We start from the raw sequence: 23,754 nt of genomic DNA, 5'->3' as shown, positions 1-23,754 counted from the left end.
TATTCTTCTTTAAAAGAAAACCTGCAACACAGGTGGGCGTTGCAGGAAATTCATTGTAATTTATATTTTTCTAAATTTATTTTTTAGCCATTTTTTCAGCCAAAATCAGTGCGTTGTAAGCATTTACAATTTTACCTGTTTTCGAAATCTGAGCTAAAGTAGTTTGTGTTTTGCCTTCTGATCCTGCTAAATTAATAGTGTTGTTTAGCGGTGTTCCGGAATCCATAATAACATGTTTTACCTGAGAAGCCGTTAAGTTTGGATAGTAAGAACGTATTAATGCAGCAACTCCGGCAACATTTGGTGACGCCATAGAAGTTCCTTGTAAATACTCGTAAGTATTGTTTGGTGTTGTTGCGTAAATTTTTACTCCTGGGGCAAAAATATCTACATTTTCTTTTCCGTAATTAGAGAAGTCTGCCATCAAACCGGCGCCATACTCATAGTTTAAAGCACCGATTGTGATTACGTTGTCGGCATATTCAGGGTTTTTTCCATCAGCATCGTTAGGGAAATTCGGTGCAGTGTCTATATCTTCTCCGTCGTTTCCAGCCGCATGTACAAATAATACGTCTTTAGATTCTGCATATTTAATAGCATCATAAACCCATTGTTTGTTAGGTGAAAAGCTTTTTCCAAAACTTCCATTGATTACTTTCGCACCATTGTCTACAGCATAGCGAATAGCCAATGCAATATCTTTATCGTACTCATCACCATTAGGAACGGCACGTACAGCCATGATTTCTACATTGTTTGAAGCAACTCCGTCACCACCTTTGTTGTTACCGCGAACGGCAGCAATAATACCGGCTACGTGTGTTCCGTGTTTTGCTCCTTCTTTTTTAGGTCCTATAACATTATTGTTTCCGTATTTTTTATCGTTGAGGTCGTTCGGATTGTCTCCTACGATTTTACGGCCGTTAAATTCTGTATTCAGATTATAGTTCAACTGGTCGTAAACAAATTCTTTATATTCTACCATCTGAGCATCAAATTCTTCTCTTGGAGTAGAAGTAAGGATTTGTGTCATCATCGCTTTGTATTGTGATAAAGTCTCGTCAGTGGTTTGAATTCTTTTTGCATCTTCTGCCGTGTAGTTTTTCTTTTTCAGATGATCAGCAATCGCCTTGTCTCCTGCCAGAATAAAATCCAACTGTTGTTTTTGCGGGCCCAGTTCGGCTTTTTTGTGTTCTAATTCTGCCTTAGCATTTTCAAACTGTACGGATCCATCATTACCTTTTCTAACGATACGAGTTAATTCCAACTGTTCGTTATCAGCATCGCCTAAGAAATTCCATCCGTGAATATCATCTACGTAACCATTATTGTCATCGTCTCTTTTGTTTCCGGCTATTTCTTTGGGATTGGTCCAGATTTCTCCTTTCAAGTCTTCATGTTCAATGTCTACTCCGGAATCCACAACACCTACTAACACTTTAGCCCCTTTTTTACCTTTAAGTAATTCGGCATAGGCTTTGTCTACGCTCATTCCCGGTACAGTATCTTTGTCCAGATCGAAATGACTCCAGCGTTGTAATTCTTTATCGGAAAGTTTAGTGGTTTTAAAAGGTCTGACATCAATTTTAGCCGGGTTTGTACTTACGATGCTTTTAGGAGCACTGCAGCTTGCTATGGCAAAAGCGATTGCTCCGGAAAAATAAATGGTTTTTAAAATTCTCATGTTTTGGATTTAATAGGTGTAAAAATCAACATTATTCCAACAAAGTTATATTTTTTAACATTACTTTATATGCTTTTGCTTAAAAAGTTATACTTTCGATTTCAGCCATTTGATTGTCTCTTCAGCAATTTTAGGATTAAAATTCCCCTTGGCATATTGTTGCTCATTAAAGTTTTTAACTGCTTCAGGCCAGTCTTTGCTTTTCATCATAAAATGGTCCAAATCGGATATGGTAATCCATGTGGCGGAATTCGCATGTTTTTCGTTGATTGTTTTTTGGGTGAGCATTGGTTCTACAAGAGAACATTGTTCATAATCGGTTCCGCCATGAAGAATTAAGACAGGACAGTTTACTTCTTGCCAGCTTTTGGCTAAATCCAGAGAATCCAGCTGTTGCCAGAACTTCCAGGATCTTCCCCACATATTGGTGCTTCCCGCTTTGTAATTCAATTCCGAAACCACTAAGTCTTTGTATTCCGGATTATGTGAGAGTTCTTCCGGAGATTTTTTGAGCACAAAGAACTCATAATAGATTTTTTGGATTTTTCGGGTGAAGTCTTCTGTTTGCTGATAAGTCAGATGCTCCAACAACGGTTTCTGTACGCGGTGCATTTCCAAGAGGAATTCGCTCCAAGGGCGGAATACGGATCCAAAAATCATCACTCCTTTCGGATGATGTCGTTTAGCTACTTCAGGAGCGATTGTGCCACCCATAGAATGGCCCCAGATAAACAGTTTTGATTTGTCTGCAAAGGAAAGCTGTTCCATATATCGGTATCCGACATCAAAACTTTCTATGTCGGTTTGCAGGTCGACTTCAGTACAAGGCTCACAGTCAAAACTGTCTCCCATTCCTGATTTTTCGATGGTGACCACTGCAAAACCATTCTTTAGCCATTCGTCAATCAGTTTTCCGTTGTAGCTTTTACTGTAATTTTCAATACTTCCACAGCCATAACCGGGAATTAGTAAAATGCATGGGACAAGGTCTTTTCCTTTGGGTTTTCGGGTTAAAGTCCGCAGATAGCCGTTTTTAAACTTTACCCAATCATAAATAACATCGGCAGTTGCCGATGTTTCTAGTGGTTTTATGATTGCTTTAGCAGATGTTGTTGCCGTTTTATTTTCCCTTACATAGGCAACAATTACTTTGTCGTTTGCTCTGATTTGGTTTGCAGCGGCAGCATATAGTTCGAATGTTGTGGTCGGGTTCCCATTGATGGATTTGATAACATCTCCTTTTTTGATTTTCAGTTTCCACATTGTTGAATTCGGTGCTACCGAATCAACAGTAAATCCTTGTTCGGAAGGTTTGCCTAATAGTCCTATGAAGGCTTTTCGTTGTGGTTCTTGATTTGTTTCAACAGGAACTGCACTTTGTCCGTACAATGTGGTGGCTATTGCCGTCACCAACATGACTCCTAATGTCCAGGCTAATCGTACCATGATTTTTGTTTTTTTGATTGATGATTGAAACTACAATTATTTACAGTTCCTGATGATTTGATTTAATGTTTTGTTCAGAATGTCCAACTCATTTAGTGTTACTCCGTGAAGGGCTGTTTTTCTGTTTTCTAAAATCAGGTCATGCACTTTTTTGATGATTTGTTTTCCGCTGAGGGTTACTTTTAAATTGGATTTTCTTCTGTCTTCCAAATTCACTGACCGCTCTAAATATCCTGATTTTACTAAAATTTCAATGATTCTCGTCACCGAAGCATTATCTTTGAAAACCATTTCGCTTATTTCCTGTTGTGTTATCTCCGGATTTTCCAGAATTGATTTAATAACCAGCCATTGGTCTATGGTTATTTTGAATCCGTATTCTTTTAGCTTTTTTTGAGCGTAAACCCGATATGTTCTTATGGCTTTATCTATGGTGTAAAAAGTGATGTCTTTTAATTTTTCCATGTATATTTTTTTCAAAATTATAAATGATTTATCAATATTTGATATATCAAATAGATTTTAATATAAAATTAACAGCTGCTAACCAATTGGATTCTTATCGGTTAGCAAGCTGTCTGTGTTTTTTATTGAATTAGGTTAGTTGGTAAAAATAGCCTCGCAGGTAAAAGCTTCTTTTTGTCTAACCCCTTTTTCTGTCATTTCAACAGTAATAATCTGATTGTGGGCGTCGTGTTCCAGGAATAAATAATAATTGTTTTCGGCTGCTGTAGTTAGGAATTTGGATTTTTCCGGCAAAGTCAATAACGGCCGCGTATCATAACCCATAACATAAGGTAAAGGCAAATGGCCTGCTGTTGGCAATAAATCGGCCATAAAGACAATGGTCTTCCCTTGGTATTGAATGTGAGGAATCATCATTTTTTCGGTATGTCCATCCACAAAGAAAATTCCGAAATCCAATTCTGATTTCGCTAAAAAATCCCCGTCAGGCCTTTTTATGAAATTCAATTGCCCGCTTTGCTGCATCGGAAGGATATTTTCAGAAAGGAAAGAGGCTTTTTCTCTTGCATTTGGTTTGGTTGCCCATTCCCAATGGTTGTCATTGGTCCAGAATTTCGCATTTTTGAAAGCAGGTTCATATCCTGTTTTGTCCTTGTTCCATTGAATACTTCCGCCACAATGATCAAAATGCAGGTGTGTCATAAAAATATCAGTGATATCATCGCGATGAAAACCGTATTTCGCCAATGATTTATCTATAGAATGTGTTCCCCAAAGCGAATAATAGCCAAAAAACTTCTCTGATTGCTTATTTCCCATTCCGGTGTCAATCAAAATCAGGCGGTTGCCTTCTTCTATTAATAAACAACGTGCCGCAATATCGATTAGGTTGTTTTCATCTGCGGGATTGGTCTTATTCCAAATGGTTTTAGGCACAACGCCAAACATAGCACCACCATCAAGTTTGAAATTGCCGGTTTCTATAGGGTAAAGTTTCATGGTTTTATTTAAAGGTTTAAAAATTAAAGTTTAAAAATTCTATAAGAAACAATCGAAGGCTTTTGATTTTTGGACAACCTGATTGCGATTATTCCCTATGAATCTTTTAATCTTTCAAATTTTGAATTATCCACGCAATTTAAGAAAATCTATGTGTTTTACAGCTGTCGAATAGACTTTTTCTATACCGCAATCAGTTATAAAAATGTTAGCAATTATGGAAAAAGGTTTTAATATAGTATCTTTGTGGATAATTTAGACAAAATTAAAATTAGCAATGATAAAGGTATCAGATACAGCAAGTAAAAAAATTGTCGATATGATGAAAGATGATGGTTTTGATGCTGCCAGAGATTACGTTAGAGTAGGCGTAAAAAGTGGCGGATGTTCAGGATTGTCTTATGAATTGAAATTTGACAAAGAAATAGGGGAAGATGATAAGATTTTTGAAGACAACAACATCAAAATTGCAGTCGAGAAAAAGAGTTTTCTATACCTGGCTGGAACAGTTTTAGAATTTTCTGGCGGATTAAACGGGAAAGGATTTATTTTTAATAATCCGAATGCAAACAGAACTTGTGGTTGTGGAGAGTCTTTCTCTCTATAAAAAAATTAAAAAAAATTATGTCAAAATACACGGAGGACGACCTAAAAATTGAACTCGAAAATAAAGAATACGAGTACGGATTTTATACTGATATAGAATCTGAAACTTTTCCTATTGGCTTAAATGAAGATATTGTCCGTGCCATTTCCCTAAAAAAGGAAGAGCCACAATGGATGACTGACTGGCGCATCGAAGCTTTTCGTGCCTGGAAAGAAATGATTGAGCCGGAATGGGCTAACGTTCGGTATGAGAAACCTGATTTTCAGGCGATTTCTTACTATTCAGCGCCAAAGAAAGTAGATCCGAATAAAACATTAGATGATGTTGATCCGGAACTTTTAGCAATGTATAAAAAACTGGGAATTTCTCTTGACGAACAAAAAAAGATGAACAATATCGCTATGGATATTGTTGTCGATTCTGTTTCAGTAGCTACTACATTCAAAAAAACATTGGGAGAAAAAGGGATTATTTTCTGTCCTATTTCTGAAGCAATAAAAGAGCATCCGGAGTTAGTCCGTAAGTATTTAGGGACAATAGTACCGCAAAAAGACAACTTTTATGCAGCATTGAATTCGGCGGTTTTCTCTGACGGGTCATTCTGTTATATCCCAAAAGGGGTTCGTTGCCCTATGGAATTATCCACTTATTTCCGAATCAATCAAGCAGGAACAGGTCAGTTCGAAAGAACATTAGTGATTGCCGATGAAGGAAGTTATGTTTCTTATCTGGAAGGATGTACGGCGCCAAGCCGCGATGAAAATCAATTGCACGCCGCTGTAGTGGAACTAATCGCTTTAGACGATGCTGAAATAAAATATTCAACTGTTCAAAACTGGTATCCGGGTAATAAAGAAGGAAAAGGAGGGGTTTTCAATTTTGTGACTAAAAGAGGTTTATGCGAGAAAAACGCAAAGATTTCATGGACACAAGTCGAAACCGGTTCTGCCGTAACTTGGAAATATCCGTCTTGTGTATTAAAAGGGGATAATTCAATCGGAGAATTTTATTCGATTGCCGTAACCAATAATTTCCAACAGGCTGATACAGGAACCAAGATGGTCCATTTGGGTAAAAACACTAAATCGACTATTATTTCCAAAGGTATTTCTGCCGGAAAATCACAAAACAGTTACAGAGGTTTGGTGCAAGTTAGTGCCAGAGCCGATAATGCCCGTAATTTCTCGCAATGTGATTCATTGTTAATGGGAAACAATTGCGGTGCGCATACTTTTCCATATATCGAAAGTAAAAACACTTCAGCCAAAATCGAACACGAGGCCACCACTTCAAAAATTGGAGAAGATCAGGTTTTTTATTGCAACCAGCGTGGTATTCCAACAGAAAAAGCCATTGCATTGATCGTAAACGGCTTCAGTAAAGAAGTGCTGAATAAATTACCAATGGAATTTGCTGTAGAAGCACAAAAATTATTAGAAATTTCCTTGGAAGGTTCAGTAGGATAATTACAAAATGGAAAATAAGAAAGTCATTATTTTAGGATCTTCCAGAAGCAATGGAAATACCACCAGAATTGTGGATGAAATTGCCCAACGGTTTGCTATTGATGTTGTGAATCTGAACAACTACAATTTTTCCTATTATGATTACGAAAGTAAAAACAGAGCAGATGATTTTTTGCCTCTGATGAGAGATATTATAGAAAAATACGATACGCTGATTTTCGCAACACCAATTTACTGGTACAGCATGAGTGGTATTATGAAAGTTTTTTTTGATCGACTTTCAGATTTAATCCGAATTGAAAAAGAAACAGGAAGAAAATTGAGAGGAAAGAAATTTGCCGTAATTTCTAATTCACATGATGACGAAATTGAATATGATTTTTATCTCCCATTTCGCTTGTCAGCTGAATATTTAGGAATGGACTATTTGGGAAACCAGCATTTTAATGCAGACAACCCAACAGATATAGATAAAATAGAATTAGCTTTTATATAAAATAAAGACAATGTTACAAATTAAAAATTTACACGCTTCGATTGAAGATAAAGAAATATTAAAAGGAATCAACCTTGAAGTAAAAGCAGGTGAAGTACACGCTATTATGGGGCCAAACGGTGCTGGAAAGAGTACTTTATCATCTATTATTGCCGGAAATGAGAATTATGAGGTGACAGATGGAGAAATTTATCTTGAAGGCGAAGACATTTCAGAATTGGCTCCGGAAGAAAGAGCGCATAAAGGTGTTTTTCTTTCTTTCCAATATCCTGTCGAAATCCCGGGAGTTTCAGTGACAAACTTCATGAAAACGGCAATCAATGAAAGCCGTAAGGCTAATGGTCAGGAGGAAATGCCGGCAAATGAAATGCTGAAATTAATCCGTGAGAAATCCGAATTGTTGGAAATTGACCGTAAATTTTTATCACGTTCACTAAACGAAGGCTTCTCAGGTGGTGAGAAGAAACGTAACGAAATTTTTCAGATGGCGATGTTAAATCCAAAATTAGCTATTCTGGATGAAACCGATTCAGGTCTGGATATCGACGCATTGCGAATTGTTGCAAATGGCGTCAATAAATTGAAAAGCAAAGACAACGCTGTGGTTGTAATTACACACTACCAACGTTTGTTGGAATATATTGTTCCTGATTTTGTACACGTTTTATACGATGGGAAAATTGTAAAATCAGGCGGAAAAGAATTGGCTCTTGAATTGGAAGAAAAAGGATACGACTGGATTAAACAAGAACAAGAAGCATAATATGGAATTGAAAGAAAAATTAATTGCCTCTTTCATGGCTTTTGAAGAAAATGTTGATGTAGATGCTGATTTGCACGGTATCCGAACTTTAGCTATCAAAAACTTTGAAGACAAAGGCTTCCCGACCAAAAAAGAAGAATCTTGGAAATATACTTCACTGAACACAATTCTTAAAAACGATTTCAGTGTATTTCCAAAGAAAGAAAATGCAATCGAATTTAAGGAAGTTAAAAAGTTCTTCTTAAATGATTTAGATACATACAAAGTAATTTTTATTGACGGTATTTTCAGTTCTTACTTATCTTCAACAACGCATGACGGACTGGATGTTTGCTTAATGTCATCGGCATTGACCAAACCAAAATACAAAATGATTATTGATACTTTCTTTAATCAGGTTGCCAGTAAAGAAGAGAGTCTGACGACTTTAAATACGGCTTTCGCCAATGAAGGAGCTTATATCAATATCCCAAAAAGTAAAGTCGTTGAAAAACCAATCGAAATCATCTATTTTTCGACAGGTAACGAAGCAGCTTTGATGGTTCAGCCTCGTAATCTGATTATTGTGGGAGAAAATGCCCATGTCCAGATTATCGAACGTCATCAGAGTTTGAATGAAAATCCGGTTCTGACGAATTCTGTAACAGAGATTTTTGCTCAAAAACGCGCCATTGTCGATTATTATAAAATTCAAAATGATTTACAGTCATCTAATTTGATTGACAACACTTACATTGCTCAAAAACAGGAAAGCAGGGTTGCAGTGCATACTTTTTCTTTTGGTGGAAACATTACCAGAAACAACCTGAATTTCTACCATCAGGGCGAAAGAATAGACAGTACCTTAAAAGGCATTACAATTATTGGTGACAAGCAACACGTAGACCATTATACTTTAGTGCAGCACGCAACGCCTAATTGTGAAAGCCATCAGAACTATAAGACTATTCTAAATGATAGTGCAACAGGTGTTTTCAACGGAAAGATTTTTGTGGAAAAAGAAGCGCAGAAAACAGACGCTTTCCAACAGAATAATAACATTTTATTAAGCGACAAAGCAACAATTAATGCGAAACCGCAGTTGGAAATTTTTGCAGATGATGTGAAATGTTCTCACGGCTGTACGATTGGACAATTGGACGAAAGTGCCATGTTCTACATGCAACAGCGAGGAATTCCTAAAAAAGAAGCCAAAGCACTGCTGATGTATGCTTTTACCAGCGAAGTAACATCAAGTATCAAAATACCAGAACTCAAAATCAAAATTGCTAAAATCATTGCCACAAAACTGGGTGTGAATTTAGGATTTGATTTATAATAGAAAACGTCCCGATTTTGTCGGGACGTTTTTTTATAACTTAAAAACAATTAGTTGATGGTTTTTGAACCGCTAATTGTTACAAATTGACCATTTATAATAGTTACGAATGTTCCAGCAACAGCTCCTTCCGTTGGGACATATTTGTTCCAATACTCTTTGTTCCAAGAAACAGCATCATCAGTTCTTACAATAGTTCCAGCACTAGTCGGGAAAGCTACGATACGAAATAAAACAGGATTTATAGTACCAGGTTTTACAAAATTTTGTTTTGAGTTGGCAACAGGATAAAACCAAGTTGGGAAAAGGACATTGTTAACAAAACCACCAAATTGTGTAAAATTGCCATAATAAGCATGACCAAGATCGTCTTTGTGCTCACTTACACCTACATGCCAAGTCACGCTAAAAAAACCATTAGTAGCTAAGATTCCTTGTTTTATATCTCCTGCAACAAGTAATTTTGAATTAACTTCATTGTTCTGCTTTGGAGTGAAAACTTCATTTTTCAAGATTAATTTACCATTGCCATTCATTACCAATGCTACATCATTGTCAAAAACAGGACTTGTTAAAGCTTCAACGGTTTTTAAAAGAGGTGCATACTTATTGAACAACTCACTAGCTTTAGATGGGTTCAATAATGTCAAAGAATTAATTTCATCTGCAATACTTTGAATACTTGTGAAGTTAAAATGAGCTCTTTCTGCATAAATACCATTAAGCCTTTCGTTATGGTAAATTTTTAAATCTTCTAAAATGGCTTTTTCATCAATTTGGGCGTTTGAATTTTTTAAAGTTTCCAAATCTGCTAAAGATGGTGCTTCTAAATGATTTCTTTTTAAAAGATTCTCAATAATTTGAGCTTCCTGGGCTTTTTTGAAAATGGTAATTTCAGCAATTTTGTTTTGCATTTCTTTTTCCGAATTGAAACTTAACACTTTATTTTCCGAATTGGCATCGGTTGTGGTGGCATCGTCTTTAGAACAAGAAATAAGAGTAACAGCAAATAGCGCTGTTAATAAATAAGATTTGATTTTCATAATACTATTTTTTTAATAATTAAAATCTTCAATAACATTTTGAGATTTGTAAATCGCCTAATTCCTGCGCAAGAATTATAACTTTCAGGTTGTTTTTGTCTTGATTTTTAATGACAGATGACCTGAAAGCCATGCAAAATTGATGGTTTTGTAATTATTAAAAAAACGGTTACTCGGACAATTTATAAATTATGGAGCAACAATTTGTAAATTATGGCATTCTTTATTTTGTATAATGATTTGATGTGTAATGTGTTGAAATTGCTTTGTCCAAATAAGAAAATTATTGTTTTACACTTCCTACAACGTCTCTCAAAAATCCATTAAAGTCAAAATCCGGTTCTTCTGTCAATCCCATTCTCACGATGACTAAATCTTTAGAAGGGAAAATAGCAATCATTTGGCCTTGGTAACCGCTGCAATAAAACATTTCTTTTGGCACATCAGGGAAATAACCGCCGGCATTCAGCCAAAATTGCGCACCATATTGCCCTTTTGAAGTGTTTGTTGGTGTAGCAACATATTTCGCCCAGCTTTCGTCGAAAATTTGTTCACCGTTCCAATTGCCTTTGTGTAAATATAATAAGCCAAACTTTGCCCAATCTCTCGTTGTGGCCCAGCCATAAGAAGAACCAACAAAATTTCCAGCCATATCAGTTTCGACAATGGCTGAATTCATACCGATTTTATCAAGTAAAGAACTGAACCAAAAATCTAAATATTCCTGATGTGTTTTGAACTGCTGTCTCAAAATTCCGGATAGTAAGTTAGTCGTTCCTGAAGAATAATTCCAATGTGTGTCCGGTTTGAAAGCTGCTGGTTTTTCAACTTGTGATTTAGACATGTCTTCGGCTTGAAACAGCATTTTTGTCACATCAGAGATTTGTGTATAGTCTTCTTCCCATTCCAATCCTGAATTCATGTGAAGCAAATCGTTTGTGGTGATGTCTTTGCGTTCGTCGTTTTTCCATTCAGCGACAGGAGCCGGTTTGTTAATGTCAAATTTTCCTTGTTTTTGCAATATTCCAAAATAAGTGGCTGTCAGGCTTTTAGTCATAGACCAACCTAATATTTTAGAAGTTTTCGTAAATCCGTCAGCATATTTTTCGGCAATAATTTTGTCTTTATAGAGTACAAGAACCGAACGGGTACGCTGCTTTTTTTCTCCTTTTTTATCGAATGCACTGGCAACGGCCAATTCTAACTTTTTATAATCTACAGTAGGGAAAACGGTCTTTTCAGGTTCGTTATTTCCGTAAGGAAAAGACAGGTTATTGCTAAGTTTGGTTCTTTTAGGAACATTGTACGGCTTGCTTTCGTCGAAATCATCATCGACCAAAACAGCGCCCAAACCTTCGCGATAAATAGCTTTTCTGCTTTTCAGGCCATACACTGAGGCGAAAGCCGTTTTTGTTTTTTCATCAATCTCATTTTTGGCTAAATCGATCATATTGATATCGTTATCGCCTTCTTCAATGGTTTTCATCGAACGGTTATCGATAAAATGCCCGGAAGCAATGCTTTTTGAAGAGAATCCGGAGATCAGATCCAGCTTCGGATAGGTTACAAAACCGTAATAAATAATGGCTGCCAAAAGCACTAATCCAATAAAACGAAATATTTTCTTCATAAGAATTCAAGTTTGATGCAAATTAATAAAAAAAGAGATTCAATATTGAAATGTTAAGAATTTACTGTGTTTTTTACGGCTGTTTTTTGGGTATATTTGTTTTTACTGATATTTTTAAAAATGAAACAAGAAGAAATACTACAGAAATTATTGGATGAAAACCTAATTACGCAAGAGCAATCCGATACTGTAAAACAATACCGATCGCTGGGTATTTTCTCTTTACATAATGAGTTGTTGTTTCTGCTGTATTTGTCGGTATTGCTTTTCACTACAGGTGTCGGAACCTTGATTTATAAAAACATTGACACGATTGGTCACAGTATTATTTTGGCTGTTTTATTTTTGATAACAACGGTTTGTTTTTATTTCAGTTTTAAAAAATCGAAAGGATTTTCAAAAGAAGATGTAGATTTTGAGAATCCTGTTTACAACTATCTAGTACTTATGGGAACTATTTTGAGTTGTATTTTTGTGGGTTATCTTCAATTTCAATATACGATTTTCGGAACGGATTATAGTTTAACAACGCTGTTTTCGGCAATAATTGGTTTCTGCTGTGCCTATTATTTTAATAACAAAAGTGCCTTGTCAATTGCGATAACAGGTTTAGCGGCTACGATAGGAATCACCATCACACCCAAAGCACTTCTGGAAAATGATATTTATAACCATCCGATGCTTTCTTATTATGGATTGGCATTAGGGATTTTGCTTATTGCCTGGAGTTATTATTCGGAGAAAATCGGTTTAAAAAAACATTTTGGTTTTGTGTTTCTCACTTTTGCTTTGCACTTAATAAGTATTTGCTGCATTGCTGGATTATTAGAATATTATTGGTTGATTTTTGTGATTTTAATGGCAGCTTCGACCTATTATTTTTACCAAATAAGTTATAAAACTCATGCTGTTTCTGTTTTTACCTTCACTTTAATTTACGGTTATATCGGTTTTAATATTTTCTTATATAAGTTATCGTCTTATATTGATTTTAATCTTTTTACCGAATTGATGATTATTATTACTCCATTTTATATTATTGCCTCCATAATTTTATTTATCAAATTAATTAAACAGTTTAATAAACACAGTCATGATCGCAGTAAATAAAGAATTATTAAATAATAGTGTTTTAGTTGACGAGGCCAAGAATTTAAGAAACAGTAATTTTATTACTAAAGGTCAGCTTGACGCGATTTTATTAAAATTCCCAGGGCTTAAACAACAACATAATTTCCTGATTTGGATAGGGTTTTTTCTGCTAGGATGTATTTTATATTCTTCTATTGCCGGGACACTATCTTTGATTGCTATTTCAGGATTGTCATCAAATTATGAATTTCTGCTTTTTATATACTCCTTGATTGGTTTTGTTGGATGTGAAATTTTGGCCAAACAGAATTATTATTGTTACGGTTTGGATGATGCTTTTATATTAGGCGCTCAAGCTTGTCTTTTTTGTGGCATCGGTGTTGTTTTCGAGCAGCCAATAGCTGTTTTTATTTCGATGGTGATTGTTGGATTGTTTTGTTGTTTACGCTATTTAAACATTTTGTCAGCCCTTATAAGTTGTATAGGGATTGTTGGGTTTTTCAGTGATTTAATTGTTGAATTTGAAATTATAGATAAAGGATTTTTGCCTTTTGTAACGCTTTTTTTAGCAGCCATCCTTTATTTTTTATACGCTAAATTGGTTAAAACAGCCGAAAGATATTATAAAAACAGTCTGCTTCTCATTCAGGCTTTTGCTCTTATTTTGGGTTATTTATCCATGAATTATTTAGTAGTAAGGGAGCTTTCGGAAGAATTGATGAATGTTGTAATTGCACCAGGAACTGACATTCCGTTTGCTTTTTTGTTTTATGGATTGACTTTTTTAATTCCGATTTCTTATATCTTTTATTCTTTATTAAAGAAGGACAAGTTGATGTTACTGATTGGTTTTGCCGCTTTAGCATTCTCGTTTTATACCATTCGATACTATTATTCCGTTTTGCCCCTTGAAATTGCATTGATTTTGGGAGGGACATTGCTTTCAATACTGGCCTATTTTTCCATCCGAAAACTAAAACATAAAACTTCAGGTGTCACTTTCGCGCAAGACCGAAATGCTAATAATGCTATTTTGTCTAACGTGGAAGCGGTTATTGTCAATTTGCAGGTCAATTTAAAAGGAATGCCGGCTACAGAGCAAAAAATGCCTTTTGGTGGCGGTGATGCTAGTGGTGGTGGTTCTGGGGGAAGTTACTAAGTTTATCAATTCATTAGCATTATTTTAAATAAACATAACGTAAATTTGCACTAAATTTTAGATGTTATGTTTGATGTTCAGAAAATAAGAGCTCAATTTCCAATATTATCGCAAACTGTAAACGGAAAACCATTGGTTTATTTCGACAATGGGGCTACTTCGCAAAAACCGCAGGTGGTTATTGATGCGATTGCAAAATATTACCAGGAAATTAATGCTAATATTCATCGGGGAGTGCATACTTTGAGTCAGTTAGCAACTGATGCATACGAGGTTTCGCGTGGAAAAATACAAACCCACATCAATGCAAAACATGCACATGAAGTTATTTTTACTTCAGGAACTACACATGGAATCAATTTGGTAGCGAACGGATTTGCTTCGATTCTGAAGAAAGATGATGAGGTTATGGTTTCTGCACTGGAACACCATAGCAATATTGTTCCTTGGCAAATGTTGTGCGAAAGAACCGGAGCGAAGCTGGTTGTGATTCCAATGAATGATGAAGGAGAATTGATTATTTCTGATTTTGATAAATTACTTTCCAATAAAACCAAAATTGTCGCTGTAAATCATATTTCAAACGCATTGGGAACCATCAATCCCATAAAGTATATGATTGAAAAGGCACATGAAGCCGGAGCCGCAATTTTAATCGATGGCGCACAGGCAACACCGCATCTAAAGCCGGATGTTCAGGCATTGGATTGTGATTTTTATGTGTTTTCAGGACATAAAATCTGCGGGCCAACAGGTGTTGGAATTTTATACGGAAAAGAAGATTGGCTGAACAAGTTGCCACCTTATCAGGGCGGAGGCGAAATGATAAAAGAAGTTACTTTCGAAAAAACGACTTATGCTGAATTACCGCATAAATTTGAAGCAGGAACTCCTAATATCGCCGATGGAATTGTGCTTGGATCAGCTATAGATTATCTGAATGAGATTGGATTTGAAAATATTCAGAAACAGGAAAAGGAATTGTTAGCATACGGTACTCAACGATTGCTCGAAATTGAAGGGGTAAGAATCTATGGAACCAGTAAGGAAAAGACTTCGGTCATATCATTTAATATTGAAGGAATTCACCCGTATGACATTGGTACAATTGTTGATAAGTTAGGAGTAGCGGTACGAACCGGCCATCATTGCGCGCAACCTATTATGAATTATTTTACTATTCCGGGAACTATAAGAGCGAGTTTTTCGTTTTATAATACCAAAGAAGAAATTGATATATTTGTAGAAGCGGTTAAAAAAGCTAAAATGATGTTATCCTAAAAAACCAAATTAATTATGAAAGCAATTACTCTAATAGTGTCCATGATAGTGACTTTTTCAAGTTGTAACTGTCAGAAAAAAGCAGTAGAAAAAGATAATTTAACCGGAGAAGCAACCATGAAACAGGAAACGGTAATGCCAAAATTGGAATATGAAGCCAATACACGAGGTTTTTTCAGAAGGATTTCAATTGCGAATCAAATTGCCTGGGTGACGAATGTCAGAGATGGTAAACCTGAAGAAGTTAAAATCAGTGATGCAGACTGGAAAGAACTGGTTTCGCTTTATAAATCAGTAAAAAAAGAAGGCTTGGCTAATTTAAAAGCACCTACAGAACAACGGTTATATGATGGTGCGCCAATGGCAAATTTCAGAGTGATTGAAAAAGACAAAACATTTGAATCAGTGACATTTGACGGAGGTTTTCCACCAGTTGAAATAGAAAAAATTGTAAATAAACTTATCGAGATTGCCGATAAAAAAGAATAAAATGACAATTAAAGAAATACAAGACGAAATTGTTGATGAATTTTCGATGTTTGATGATTGGGATGAGCGTTTTCAATACGTTATCGATTTAGGGAAAAGTCTTCCGTTAATCGAAGAAAAATATAAAATCGAAGAAAATACCATTAAAGGATGCCAATCCAAAGTGTGGGTGCATGCGGAGCAAAATAACGGGAATATAGTATTTACTGCCGATAGTGATGCCATAATTACCAAAGGAATTATAGCGATTTTGGTTAGAACCTTTTCAAATCAATCACCAAAAGAAATTTTGGAAGCAGACACGAAATTTATCGATGAAATAGGATTAAAAGATCATTTGTCGCCAACTCGAGCAAACGGATTGGTTTCAATGATAAAACAAATAAAAATGTACGCTTTGGCTTTTCAGGCTAAGCAATAATTAAAGAAAATGGAAGAATTTAACGACACAATCAATTTAGGAGAAGAAGTAGTAAAAGGTTTAAAAACAATTTACGACCCGGAGATTCCTGTTGATATATATGAGTTGGGATTGATATACGATGTTTTTGTAAATGAAACTTTAGATGTAAAAATCTTAATGACACTTACATCACCTAATTGTCCTGTTGCCGAAACTTTGCCTAAAGAAGTGGAAGACAAAATAAAAAAAATTGATACTGTAAAATCCTGCGAAGTTGAAATCACTTTTGATCCGCCTTGGAGCAAAGATTTAATGAGTGAAGAAGCTAAGTTGGAGTTGGGAATGCTTTAATTAAAATGGAAGAGATTGTAAACAAAGTAGCGGGTAGTGCCTTGGAAGTTTTCGATTTGGAAGATTATTATCCAAAGGGGACAAGGACGCAAATTGACATTTCACAATGGCTTTATGAAGGGTTTCTTTTGAAAGAAAAGGATTTTCGTGAAGTTTTAAAAACCGAAGATTGGTCTAAATACCAAAATCAATTTGTCGCCATTCATTGTGCCACCGATGCAATACTTCCTGCTTGGGCCATAATTCTGGTAACGGTTTATGTTGCTCCGTTTGCTAAAAAAGTGGTTATGGGTACAATTAGTGATTTAGAAACCGCACTGTACCAGGAAATTCTTGCAGATATAGATTATTCTAAATACCAGGACAAACCCGTTATTATTAAGGGGTGCTCCAAAAAACCGGTCCCGGAAAGCGCTTATGTTATGGCACTGCAAAAACTTCAGCCCTTTGCCAGAAGCATTATGTATGGTGAAGCATGCTCTGCAGTACCACTATATAAATCGAAAAAATAAAGTAACTGGAATATATTTTTCATAAATTTGTGAGAATTGTAAACACAAATTCTATGAAAAAGACAATTTTAGTAGTATCGGTTTTATTTTTTGGAGTTTGTTCAAATGCGCAGCAAACAGAAAAAGAACTTATTGACAAAACTGCAAAAGCAGCTGCCAAAGCCCAAGACACGGCCAATATGGGCTGGAAAAAAACCGGGAACATCACTTTGTTGTTTAACCAATCAGCTTTTAACCACGAATGGCTGGGCGGTGGAACATCAAGTATGGCAGGAAATGTAGGATTGAATTACGACTTCAACTATAAAACGCCCAATATCGTTTGGGACAACAAGATTCTGGTGGCTTATGGTTTAACCAAATTAAAAGATGCTGAAACCACTAAATCTGATGATAGATTTGAATTTACCTCACTTTTAGGAAAAAAAATAGGTCAAGGAAATTGGTATTACTCTGCGTTTTTAAATTTCAAAACCCAAATGGATTCCGGATTCAAAAAAGTTGATTTTACAAACGACAACGGAACACCACTAAATCCAGCTGATGACTTTGCTGATAAGAGAGATGTAAAAATTTCACACTTCTTTTCTCCGGCTTATTTACAGGCCGGTCCAGGATTGCTGTGGAAAAAATCAGATAATTTAAAAGTAAACTTCGCGCCGGCAACATCTCGTTTAATATTTGTTCACGATCATTTTACCGAGTTTGGAGCGGCATATGGAGTCGAGCAAGGAGAAACAACCCGATTCGAGTTTGGAGCGGCTATAAACGCTTATTACAAGCTAAATCTGATGGAAAACATTTCAATGGAGAACATCCTAAATTTATATTCTGATTATTTAGACACTCCGCAAAATGTAGATATTGATTATCAAATGAATCTGGTGATGAAGATCAACAAGTACATTTCAACAAATTTAGCTGTTCAGGCTATTTACGACGATAACGCCATTGGAGCATTTCAGGTAAGGGAAATATTCGGATTAGGAGTCAATTACGGCTTATAATAAAATACTCCTTCAGGGTGAAGGAGTATTTATATGGTATTTTTTAAGTAAATCGAACATCGGGCAGCGTTTACATCGTTTTTTTTCGCTTTTTAAATATTTTTCACAACATTTTGATTTGCAGTCTTCAGCAATTTTATGAATTTTAAGAAGCTCTTTATCGTGTTTCTTTTTAGACTTATCTTTTTCCTTGTTGCCCAAAACGAATCTCGTTTAAGTTAATTTTTGCCTACCGCTGATGCACTTCTTACAGTAATTTGTTGAATATCTCTATCGAATAAATACAAGCCTCCTTTATCGTCACCAATCAGATTGATTTTATCCAGAATGGTTTTGGCTTGTGCCTCTTCTTCAATTTGTTCAGCTACATACCATTGTAAGAAATTATGAGTAGCGTAATCTTTTTCATCAAAAGCGATATGAACCAATTCGTTTATCGAGTTAGAAACGAATAATTCATGTTGGTACAATTCTTCGAACATTTCTTTGAAGGTTCCGAAAGATGTTTTCGGAGGTTTCAAATCGGTTATGATGGCATGACCGCCACGTTCGTTAACATATTTTATTAGTTTAAGCATGTGCTGACGTTCTTCGTCAGATTGACGATACATAAACTGTGCAACACCTTCAAGTCCGTGTGTTTCTGCCCAACATGCCATAGACAGATAAACTTGGGATGATTCGGCTTCAATTCGAACTTGTTTGTTCAATACAGATTCTATGTTTTTTGATAGCATAATGGAGTCTCTTTTTTATAAAGTTACGAAATTTTCGTTTATTGATGAATTTCGAAAAACTTATTTTATGCAGTTTTACTATAAAACACGGTTTCTTTAAGTGAGCTAATCCACAAATTTTCTTAATATATATTGTTTAGTGTAGGTGTCGTAGTTGCCCAGATAATAGGTATTGTTCATTTTAAAGAGGGTTGGAGAAACGAGATTTTTGTTTTTCTCAATATGATTTTGGATTTTATCGAAGGCAACCGGATTAATATCTCCGCTTATATGATTACCATTGTTATCAAATAAAGTGTTGATATAAACTACTTTTCTGCTGGAATAAGAGTTAAAGTTATCAAAAGTAGGGTTTGATATGGCGCTGGCAATTAAAACGCCGGCCATTCCAAACATTGCGCCGTACATTGCACCGTTATTGTCTTGAACCTCAGAAACACTTCCGATTTTTAAAAAGTAATTTCCATTTATTTTATAACCCGAAATCCCACAATTCGAGTTGCTCACTTTTCTTAAAAACTGATTTGTTTTCTCTAAAATCCTTTGATTTGAGCTGCTGCCGTTTTCCTGAGTAATTGGAGAGTTCTTATAATTGATTTCTTCAGTAACAAGAGTAGGCAATTCTTTTAGAATGTTATCCTGAGAATCTTTTATGGACAAAATCATCTTTTCCGAAGTCAGTTTTATCTGAAATAACTTGTCATCCATTAAAAAAGAATTGGAACGAGCCGGAGTGAATTCTGTCGTTTGTAAAAAAGGAGTTTTGTATATTTTTTCTACAGCGGATAAATTAGATAACGTAATGTTAATCAGTTGTGTGTAACTCGGATTTGTATCAAATGAAATGATAAAAGTGCCATTTTGAATATAACATTTTCTCTTTTTAGAGCTATAAGTTAACGAAGTTGGACTTTCAGTTGTTATTTGCTGTAATGAAAAGGCGTTTTCAAAAGGCATGAGATCCTCTTGCAGCACGCCATAAAGTGTTGATTTTTTAAAATTCGAAAGATAAAATTTATAACCTTCTAAATTAATCGTTTTCTCAGTCAAATGATCCGCTTTATCGAAGATATACAATTTTAAAATATTTGAATCTTTAAGCACCGTTGCCATATAAAAAACACCATTATCTGAAAATTTCTGAATCACTTTTTCATCCTTTAATTTAGAAGAAAAGGTATTAATAACCACTGTTCTTTTTTCAAAATCATAGGTTTGGGAAGCTATTTCTTTTGAATTTCCTGACGACCAAAATAGTTTGTATTGATTTCCATTGTTGATGTAACCAATCATATCGCTGTAAACTTTGCCCGGATGACTTGAGCTCAGGGAATCCATAATCTGCAATTGTTCATTCAATCGCATAGCATTGACTTTTTTCTTATCGCTTAGAAATAAAGTAACTTCGTTTTTTGATGTCTCCACAATTTGAAAAACATCACGATTGCCTTTTAATGATAATGGAATAGTATTTACCGTTTCCTGAGAAAAAGAAACGGCAGCAGTGAACCCCGCAAGGAGAACCAGAATTTTTTTGAACATGTTATTTTTTAAAATAGATTAACCAATAGTAGCACCATTTTCTACACCATCTGTATCCGGACTAACGAAAACCAGTTTGCCTGCTGCATCATTGGTTAACAAAAGCATGCCTTCACTTTCAACACCGCGTAAAGCCCTTGGAGCCAGATTAGCTAAAACCGTTACACGTTTGCCAATTAATTCTTCTGGAGTAAAATGCTCGGCGATTCCGGATACTATCGTACGGACATCAATTCCGGTATCTACTTTCAATACTAAAAGCTTGTTGGCCTTTGGCATTTTTTCTGCTTCGATAATGGTTCCTACTCGTAAATCTATTTTGGCGAAATCTTCAAAAGTTGAAGTCTCTTTTTGTGGTTCAATCACTTTGTTTTCTGCTTTATTAGCCACTTTTGTAGCTTCCAGTTTTTCTATTTGTTTCTGAATTTCTTCATCTTCTATTTTAGCGAATAATAATTCTGCTTCCCCAATCTGATGGTCGGCTGGAAGTAAATCGGATGAGTTTGAAATATCATTCCATGCCAAATTGTTTTCTGATTTCAGAATACGTTTCAATTTAGCCGTTGTAAAAGGTAAAAAAGGTTCGGCCAAAACACTTAAAGCCGCTGCAATTTGCAAGGCAACGTACATTTGTGTTTCTACTCGCGCCGGGTTTTCCTTTACGATTTTCCAAGGTTCTTCATCCGCTAAATATTTATTCCCTAATCGGGCTACGTTCATCAATTCGCCTAAAGCTTCGCGGAAACGGTATCTTTCCACAGAACTTGCAATAACGGCTGGATAAGCTTTTAATTCGGCTAAAACCTGTTCGTCAACTTCCGATAATTCGTTCGGTTTCGGAACAGTGCCTTCATAATATTTATTGGTCAAAACGACTACACGATTGATGAAATTCCCGAAAACTGCTACCAATTCGTTATTGTTTCTCGCCTGAAAATCCTTCCAGGTAAAGTCATTGTCTTTTGTTTCCGGAGCATTTGCCGTCAGAGCATAACGCAAAACATCCTGCTTATCTGGGAAATCAAGTAAGTATTCATGCAGCCAAACGGCCCAGTTTTTTGAAGTGGACAGTTTGTTTCCTTCCAAATTCAGGAATTCATTCGCAGGAACGTTGTCCGGCATAATATAACTTCCTTCGGCTTTGAGCATTGCAGGGAAAATGATACAGTGAAAAACGATATTGTCTTTCCCAATAAAATGAACCAGCTTTGTATCTTCGTTTTTCCAATAAGGTTCCCAATCTTTCCCTTCACGGGCAGCCCACTCTTTGGTAGCTGAAATATACCCAATAGGCGCATCAAACCAAACGTAAAGCTTTTTGCCTTCTGCTCCTGCAACAGGAACATCAATTCCCCAGTCTAAATCTCGGGTTACGGCACGGGGCTTCAAACCGTCTTCCAGCCATGATTTTACTTGACCCAGCACATTGGTTTTCCAGTCTTTGGCATGGCCAACTAATATCCAGTCTTTTAAGAATTCCTGGTATCTGTCTAAAGGTAAAAACCAGTGTTTTGTCGATTTTAAAATCGGAGTTTCTCCCGTGATGGTCGATTTCGGATTAATTAAATCGGTAGCATTCAAAGTCGAACCGCAATTCTCGCATTGGTCGCCGTACGCTTCCGGATTATCACATTTTGGACATGTCCCGGTAACAAAGCGATCAGCAAGGAATTGCTCCGCTTTAGCATCATACAATTGCTCGGTTATTTCTTCGATAAAATCGCCATTGTCATATAACTTTCTGAAAAAATCAGAGGCAGTATCATGATGGATTTTTGACGAAGTTCTTGAATAATTGTCAAAAGAAATTCCAAAGTCCAAGAAAGATTGTCTTATTATTCCATCGTATTTATCAATGACTTGTTGAGGCGTAATCCCTTCTTTCTTTGCTTTCATCGAAATGGCTACCCCGTGCTCATCACTTCCACACATAAACGCCACGTCTTTCCCTTGCATACGCAGGAAACGGGCATAAATATCAGAAGGAACATAAACGCCGGCCAAATGCCCTATATGAATTGGGCCATTGGTGTACGGTAAGGCGGCAGTAATCGTATATCTTTTTGGATCTTGTAACATAATTCAATTTAATTGAATGCAAAAATAAGGAATAGAATTTTTATTTAGAGCTATTCCCGTTATCCGTTGCAATCTTTTTCGGCAAAAAAGCCCAGAAAAAGGATTTTCACTGCTACCGGGGCTAAAAAATCTTCATAAATCTGTAAAATCTATGTTATCTGAGTTCCAATAAAAAAATAACTTAATACATTTGTTGTTATCGAATTCAGATTCCAAATGAAAAAAACGTTTAGTATTTTATTTTTACTAGTTGCATTTTCGAACATCCAAGCTCAAAAAAACATGATTACACCTCCAAGTCTTAAAAAAGGGGATACTGTTGCTATTGTATCTACTGCCAGAAAAAACATCGATGATAATTTAAAACCGGCTATTGAATTGCTGAAATCCTGGAGTTTGGAAGTCAAAATCGGAAGTACAATTGGTCTGGATTTAAATCAGCTTGCAGGAACTGACGAACAACGGGCCAAAGATTTCCAAGATCAAATGGACAACCCGAATATCAAAGCCATCTGGTGCGTTCGTGGCGGTTATGGTACGGTAAGAATGATTGATTTACTCGATTTTACGAAATTCAAGCAAAGCCCAAAATGGATTGTAGGGTTTAGTGATGTTACGGTTTTGCACAGCCATTTAAATACAATGGGGTACAAATCCATTCATGGAATAATGCCGATCAGTGTTGGTAAAGCATCAGTTCAGGCAAAAGAATCATTAAAGATTGCGCTGTTAGGAAATGAAAGGCTGGAATACGAACTGGATCCTCATGTTATGAATAAATTTGGCAAGGCCTCCGGAGAATTAGTTGGCGGAAACTTATCTATTTTATACAGTTTGTTTGGTTCTCCTTCAGCTATTGATTGTCATGATAAGATTTTATTTTTGGAAGATTTAGACGAATACTTGTATCATATTGACAGAATGATGATGAACCTGATGAGGAACGGATGTTTGGAAAGCATTAAAGGAATTATTCTGGGTTCTATGACAAAAATGAAAGACAATGATATTCCTTGGGGAAAAGATGCGCTTCAAATTGTGGAAGATGTAACAAAAAAATACAATATTCCTATTATTTATAACTTCCCGGCGGGTCATATTCAGGACAACAGGGCGCTGATTTTCGGTTCTCAGGTTACTATTGATGTCAATGATAGCTGTAGTAAAGTTTCTTTCCGATTTTAA

General features: G+C 35.8%; 23 protein-coding genes. 14 read left to right on the top strand and 9 right to left on the bottom strand.

The window, feature by feature from the left end; all coding sequences use genetic code 11:
* Positions 1-76: 76 nt before the first annotated feature.
* From ACRDEC_RS12255 to ACRDEC_RS12240, 4 genes are all read right to left on the bottom strand, one after another.
* Positions 77-1,684 carry a S8 family peptidase gene (locus ACRDEC_RS12255; protein WP_431498641.1) on the bottom strand — a complete coding sequence of 536 codons (1,608 nt, stop codon included), beginning with the start codon at positions 1,682-1,684 and terminating at the stop codon, positions 77-79.
* Between the two features lie 87 nt (positions 1,685-1,771).
* On the bottom strand, positions 1,772-3,130 hold the full coding sequence (locus ACRDEC_RS12250) for an alpha/beta fold hydrolase (protein WP_431498640.1): 1,359 nt from the start codon (positions 3,128-3,130) through the stop codon (positions 1,772-1,774).
* A gap of 36 nt (positions 3,131-3,166) precedes the next feature.
* A complete protein-coding gene (locus ACRDEC_RS12245) occupies positions 3,167-3,595 on the bottom strand; it encodes a MarR family winged helix-turn-helix transcriptional regulator (RefSeq protein ID WP_431498639.1) in 429 nt (142 codons plus the stop codon).
* A gap of 135 nt (positions 3,596-3,730) precedes the next feature.
* Complete coding sequence (locus tag ACRDEC_RS12240; protein ID WP_431498638.1) at positions 3,731-4,594, bottom strand: MBL fold metallo-hydrolase; 864 nt, start codon at positions 4,592-4,594, stop codon at positions 3,731-3,733.
* Positions 4,595-4,871: 277 nt separating this feature from the next.
* On the opposite strand from ACRDEC_RS12240, the gene ACRDEC_RS12235 reads away from it, so the two are divergent.
* The 5 genes from ACRDEC_RS12235 to sufD are packed head-to-tail and all read left to right on the top strand — an operon-like array spanning position 4,872 to position 9,244.
* A complete protein-coding gene (locus ACRDEC_RS12235; RefSeq protein WP_431498637.1) occupies positions 4,872-5,201 on the top strand; it encodes a HesB/IscA family protein in 330 nt (109 codons plus the stop codon).
* Between the two features lie 17 nt (positions 5,202-5,218).
* Positions 5,219-6,667, top strand: coding sequence for a Fe-S cluster assembly protein SufB (sufB, locus tag ACRDEC_RS12230; protein WP_431498636.1), 1,449 nt, complete (start codon positions 5,219-5,221; stop codon positions 6,665-6,667).
* Between the two features lie 7 nt (positions 6,668-6,674).
* Entirely contained in the window at positions 6,675-7,163 is a 489-nt protein-coding gene (locus tag ACRDEC_RS12225; RefSeq protein ID WP_431498635.1) for a flavodoxin family protein, read from the top strand.
* Between the two features lie 10 nt (positions 7,164-7,173).
* The gene (gene sufC / locus ACRDEC_RS12220) at positions 7,174-7,926 is read left to right on the top strand and encodes a Fe-S cluster assembly ATPase SufC (protein ID WP_431498634.1); all 753 of its coding nucleotides are present in this window, start codon (positions 7,174-7,176) and stop codon (positions 7,924-7,926) included.
* A gap of 1 nt (position 7,927) precedes the next feature.
* Positions 7,928-9,244 carry a Fe-S cluster assembly protein SufD gene (sufD, locus tag ACRDEC_RS12215; RefSeq protein ID WP_431498633.1) on the top strand — a complete coding sequence of 439 codons (1,317 nt, stop codon included), beginning with the start codon at positions 7,928-7,930 and terminating at the stop codon, positions 9,242-9,244.
* A gap of 50 nt (positions 9,245-9,294) precedes the next feature.
* On the opposite strand, the gene ACRDEC_RS12210 is transcribed toward sufD, so the two are convergent.
* Both ACRDEC_RS12210 and ACRDEC_RS12205 read right to left on the bottom strand, forming a co-directional pair.
* The gene (locus ACRDEC_RS12210) at positions 9,295-10,287 is read right to left on the bottom strand and encodes a hypothetical protein (RefSeq protein WP_431498632.1); all 993 of its coding nucleotides are present in this window, start codon (positions 10,285-10,287) and stop codon (positions 9,295-9,297) included.
* A gap of 283 nt (positions 10,288-10,570) precedes the next feature.
* A complete protein-coding gene (locus ACRDEC_RS12205; protein ID WP_431498631.1) occupies positions 10,571-11,917 on the bottom strand; it encodes a serine hydrolase domain-containing protein in 1,347 nt (448 codons plus the stop codon).
* A gap of 120 nt (positions 11,918-12,037) precedes the next feature.
* On the opposite strand from ACRDEC_RS12205, the gene ACRDEC_RS12200 reads away from it, so the two are divergent.
* The 8 genes from ACRDEC_RS12200 to ACRDEC_RS12165 all read left to right on the top strand — a co-directional run bounded on the left by ACRDEC_RS12200 (position 12,038) and on the right by ACRDEC_RS12165 (position 18,211).
* A complete protein-coding gene (locus ACRDEC_RS12200; RefSeq protein ID WP_431498630.1) occupies positions 12,038-13,027 on the top strand; it encodes a DUF2157 domain-containing protein in 990 nt (329 codons plus the stop codon).
* Complete coding sequence (locus tag ACRDEC_RS12195) at positions 13,011-14,168, top strand: hypothetical protein (RefSeq protein ID WP_431498629.1); 1,158 nt, start codon at positions 13,011-13,013, stop codon at positions 14,166-14,168. Before ACRDEC_RS12200 ends, ACRDEC_RS12195 begins: the two co-directional genes overlap by 17 nt.
* A gap of 66 nt (positions 14,169-14,234) precedes the next feature.
* A complete protein-coding gene (locus ACRDEC_RS12190; protein ID WP_431498628.1) occupies positions 14,235-15,449 on the top strand; it encodes an aminotransferase class V-fold PLP-dependent enzyme in 1,215 nt (404 codons plus the stop codon).
* Positions 15,450-15,464: 15 nt separating this feature from the next.
* The gene (locus tag ACRDEC_RS12185) at positions 15,465-15,938 is read left to right on the top strand and encodes a hypothetical protein (RefSeq protein WP_431498627.1); all 474 of its coding nucleotides are present in this window, start codon (positions 15,465-15,467) and stop codon (positions 15,936-15,938) included.
* A 1-nt stretch (position 15,939) separates the two neighbouring features.
* Positions 15,940-16,359 (top strand): SufE family protein, encoded by a 420-nt coding sequence (locus ACRDEC_RS12180; protein ID WP_431498626.1) that lies wholly within the window; start codon positions 15,940-15,942, stop codon positions 16,357-16,359.
* A 9-nt stretch (positions 16,360-16,368) separates the two neighbouring features.
* The gene (locus ACRDEC_RS12175) at positions 16,369-16,692 is read left to right on the top strand and encodes an SUF system Fe-S cluster assembly protein (protein WP_431498625.1); all 324 of its coding nucleotides are present in this window, start codon (positions 16,369-16,371) and stop codon (positions 16,690-16,692) included.
* A gap of 5 nt (positions 16,693-16,697) precedes the next feature.
* Complete coding sequence (locus ACRDEC_RS12170; RefSeq protein ID WP_431498624.1) at positions 16,698-17,204, top strand: DUF2480 family protein; 507 nt, start codon at positions 16,698-16,700, stop codon at positions 17,202-17,204.
* Between the two features lie 53 nt (positions 17,205-17,257).
* Positions 17,258-18,211, top strand: coding sequence for a DUF3078 domain-containing protein (locus ACRDEC_RS12165; RefSeq protein ID WP_431498623.1), 954 nt, complete (start codon positions 17,258-17,260; stop codon positions 18,209-18,211).
* 218 nt (positions 18,212-18,429) lie between these two features.
* Here the strand turns inward: ACRDEC_RS12165 and ACRDEC_RS12160 are convergent, their stop codons facing one another.
* The 3 genes from ACRDEC_RS12160 to metG form a co-directional block, all read right to left on the bottom strand.
* A complete protein-coding gene (locus tag ACRDEC_RS12160; protein ID WP_431498622.1) occupies positions 18,430-18,948 on the bottom strand; it encodes a ferritin in 519 nt (172 codons plus the stop codon).
* 105 nt (positions 18,949-19,053) lie between these two features.
* Positions 19,054-20,490 (bottom strand): hypothetical protein, encoded by a 1,437-nt coding sequence (locus tag ACRDEC_RS12155; protein ID WP_431498621.1) that lies wholly within the window; start codon positions 20,488-20,490, stop codon positions 19,054-19,056.
* 18 nt (positions 20,491-20,508) lie between these two features.
* Positions 20,509-22,569: a methionine--tRNA ligase gene (gene metG / locus ACRDEC_RS12150; protein WP_431498620.1), complete on the bottom strand. Its 2,061-nt coding sequence runs from the start codon at positions 22,567-22,569 to the stop codon at positions 20,509-20,511.
* Positions 22,570-22,851: 282 nt separating this feature from the next.
* On the opposite strand from metG, the gene ACRDEC_RS12145 reads away from it, so the two are divergent.
* Positions 22,852-23,754, top strand: coding sequence for a S66 peptidase family protein (locus ACRDEC_RS12145; RefSeq protein ID WP_431498656.1), 903 nt, complete (start codon positions 22,852-22,854; stop codon positions 23,752-23,754).

The organism is Flavobacterium sp. (genome assembly GCF_050696275.1).
Lineage (GTDB): Bacteria > Bacteroidota > Bacteroidia > Flavobacteriales > Flavobacteriaceae > Flavobacterium.
This window is presented reverse-complemented; position numbering and strand designations above follow the sequence as displayed.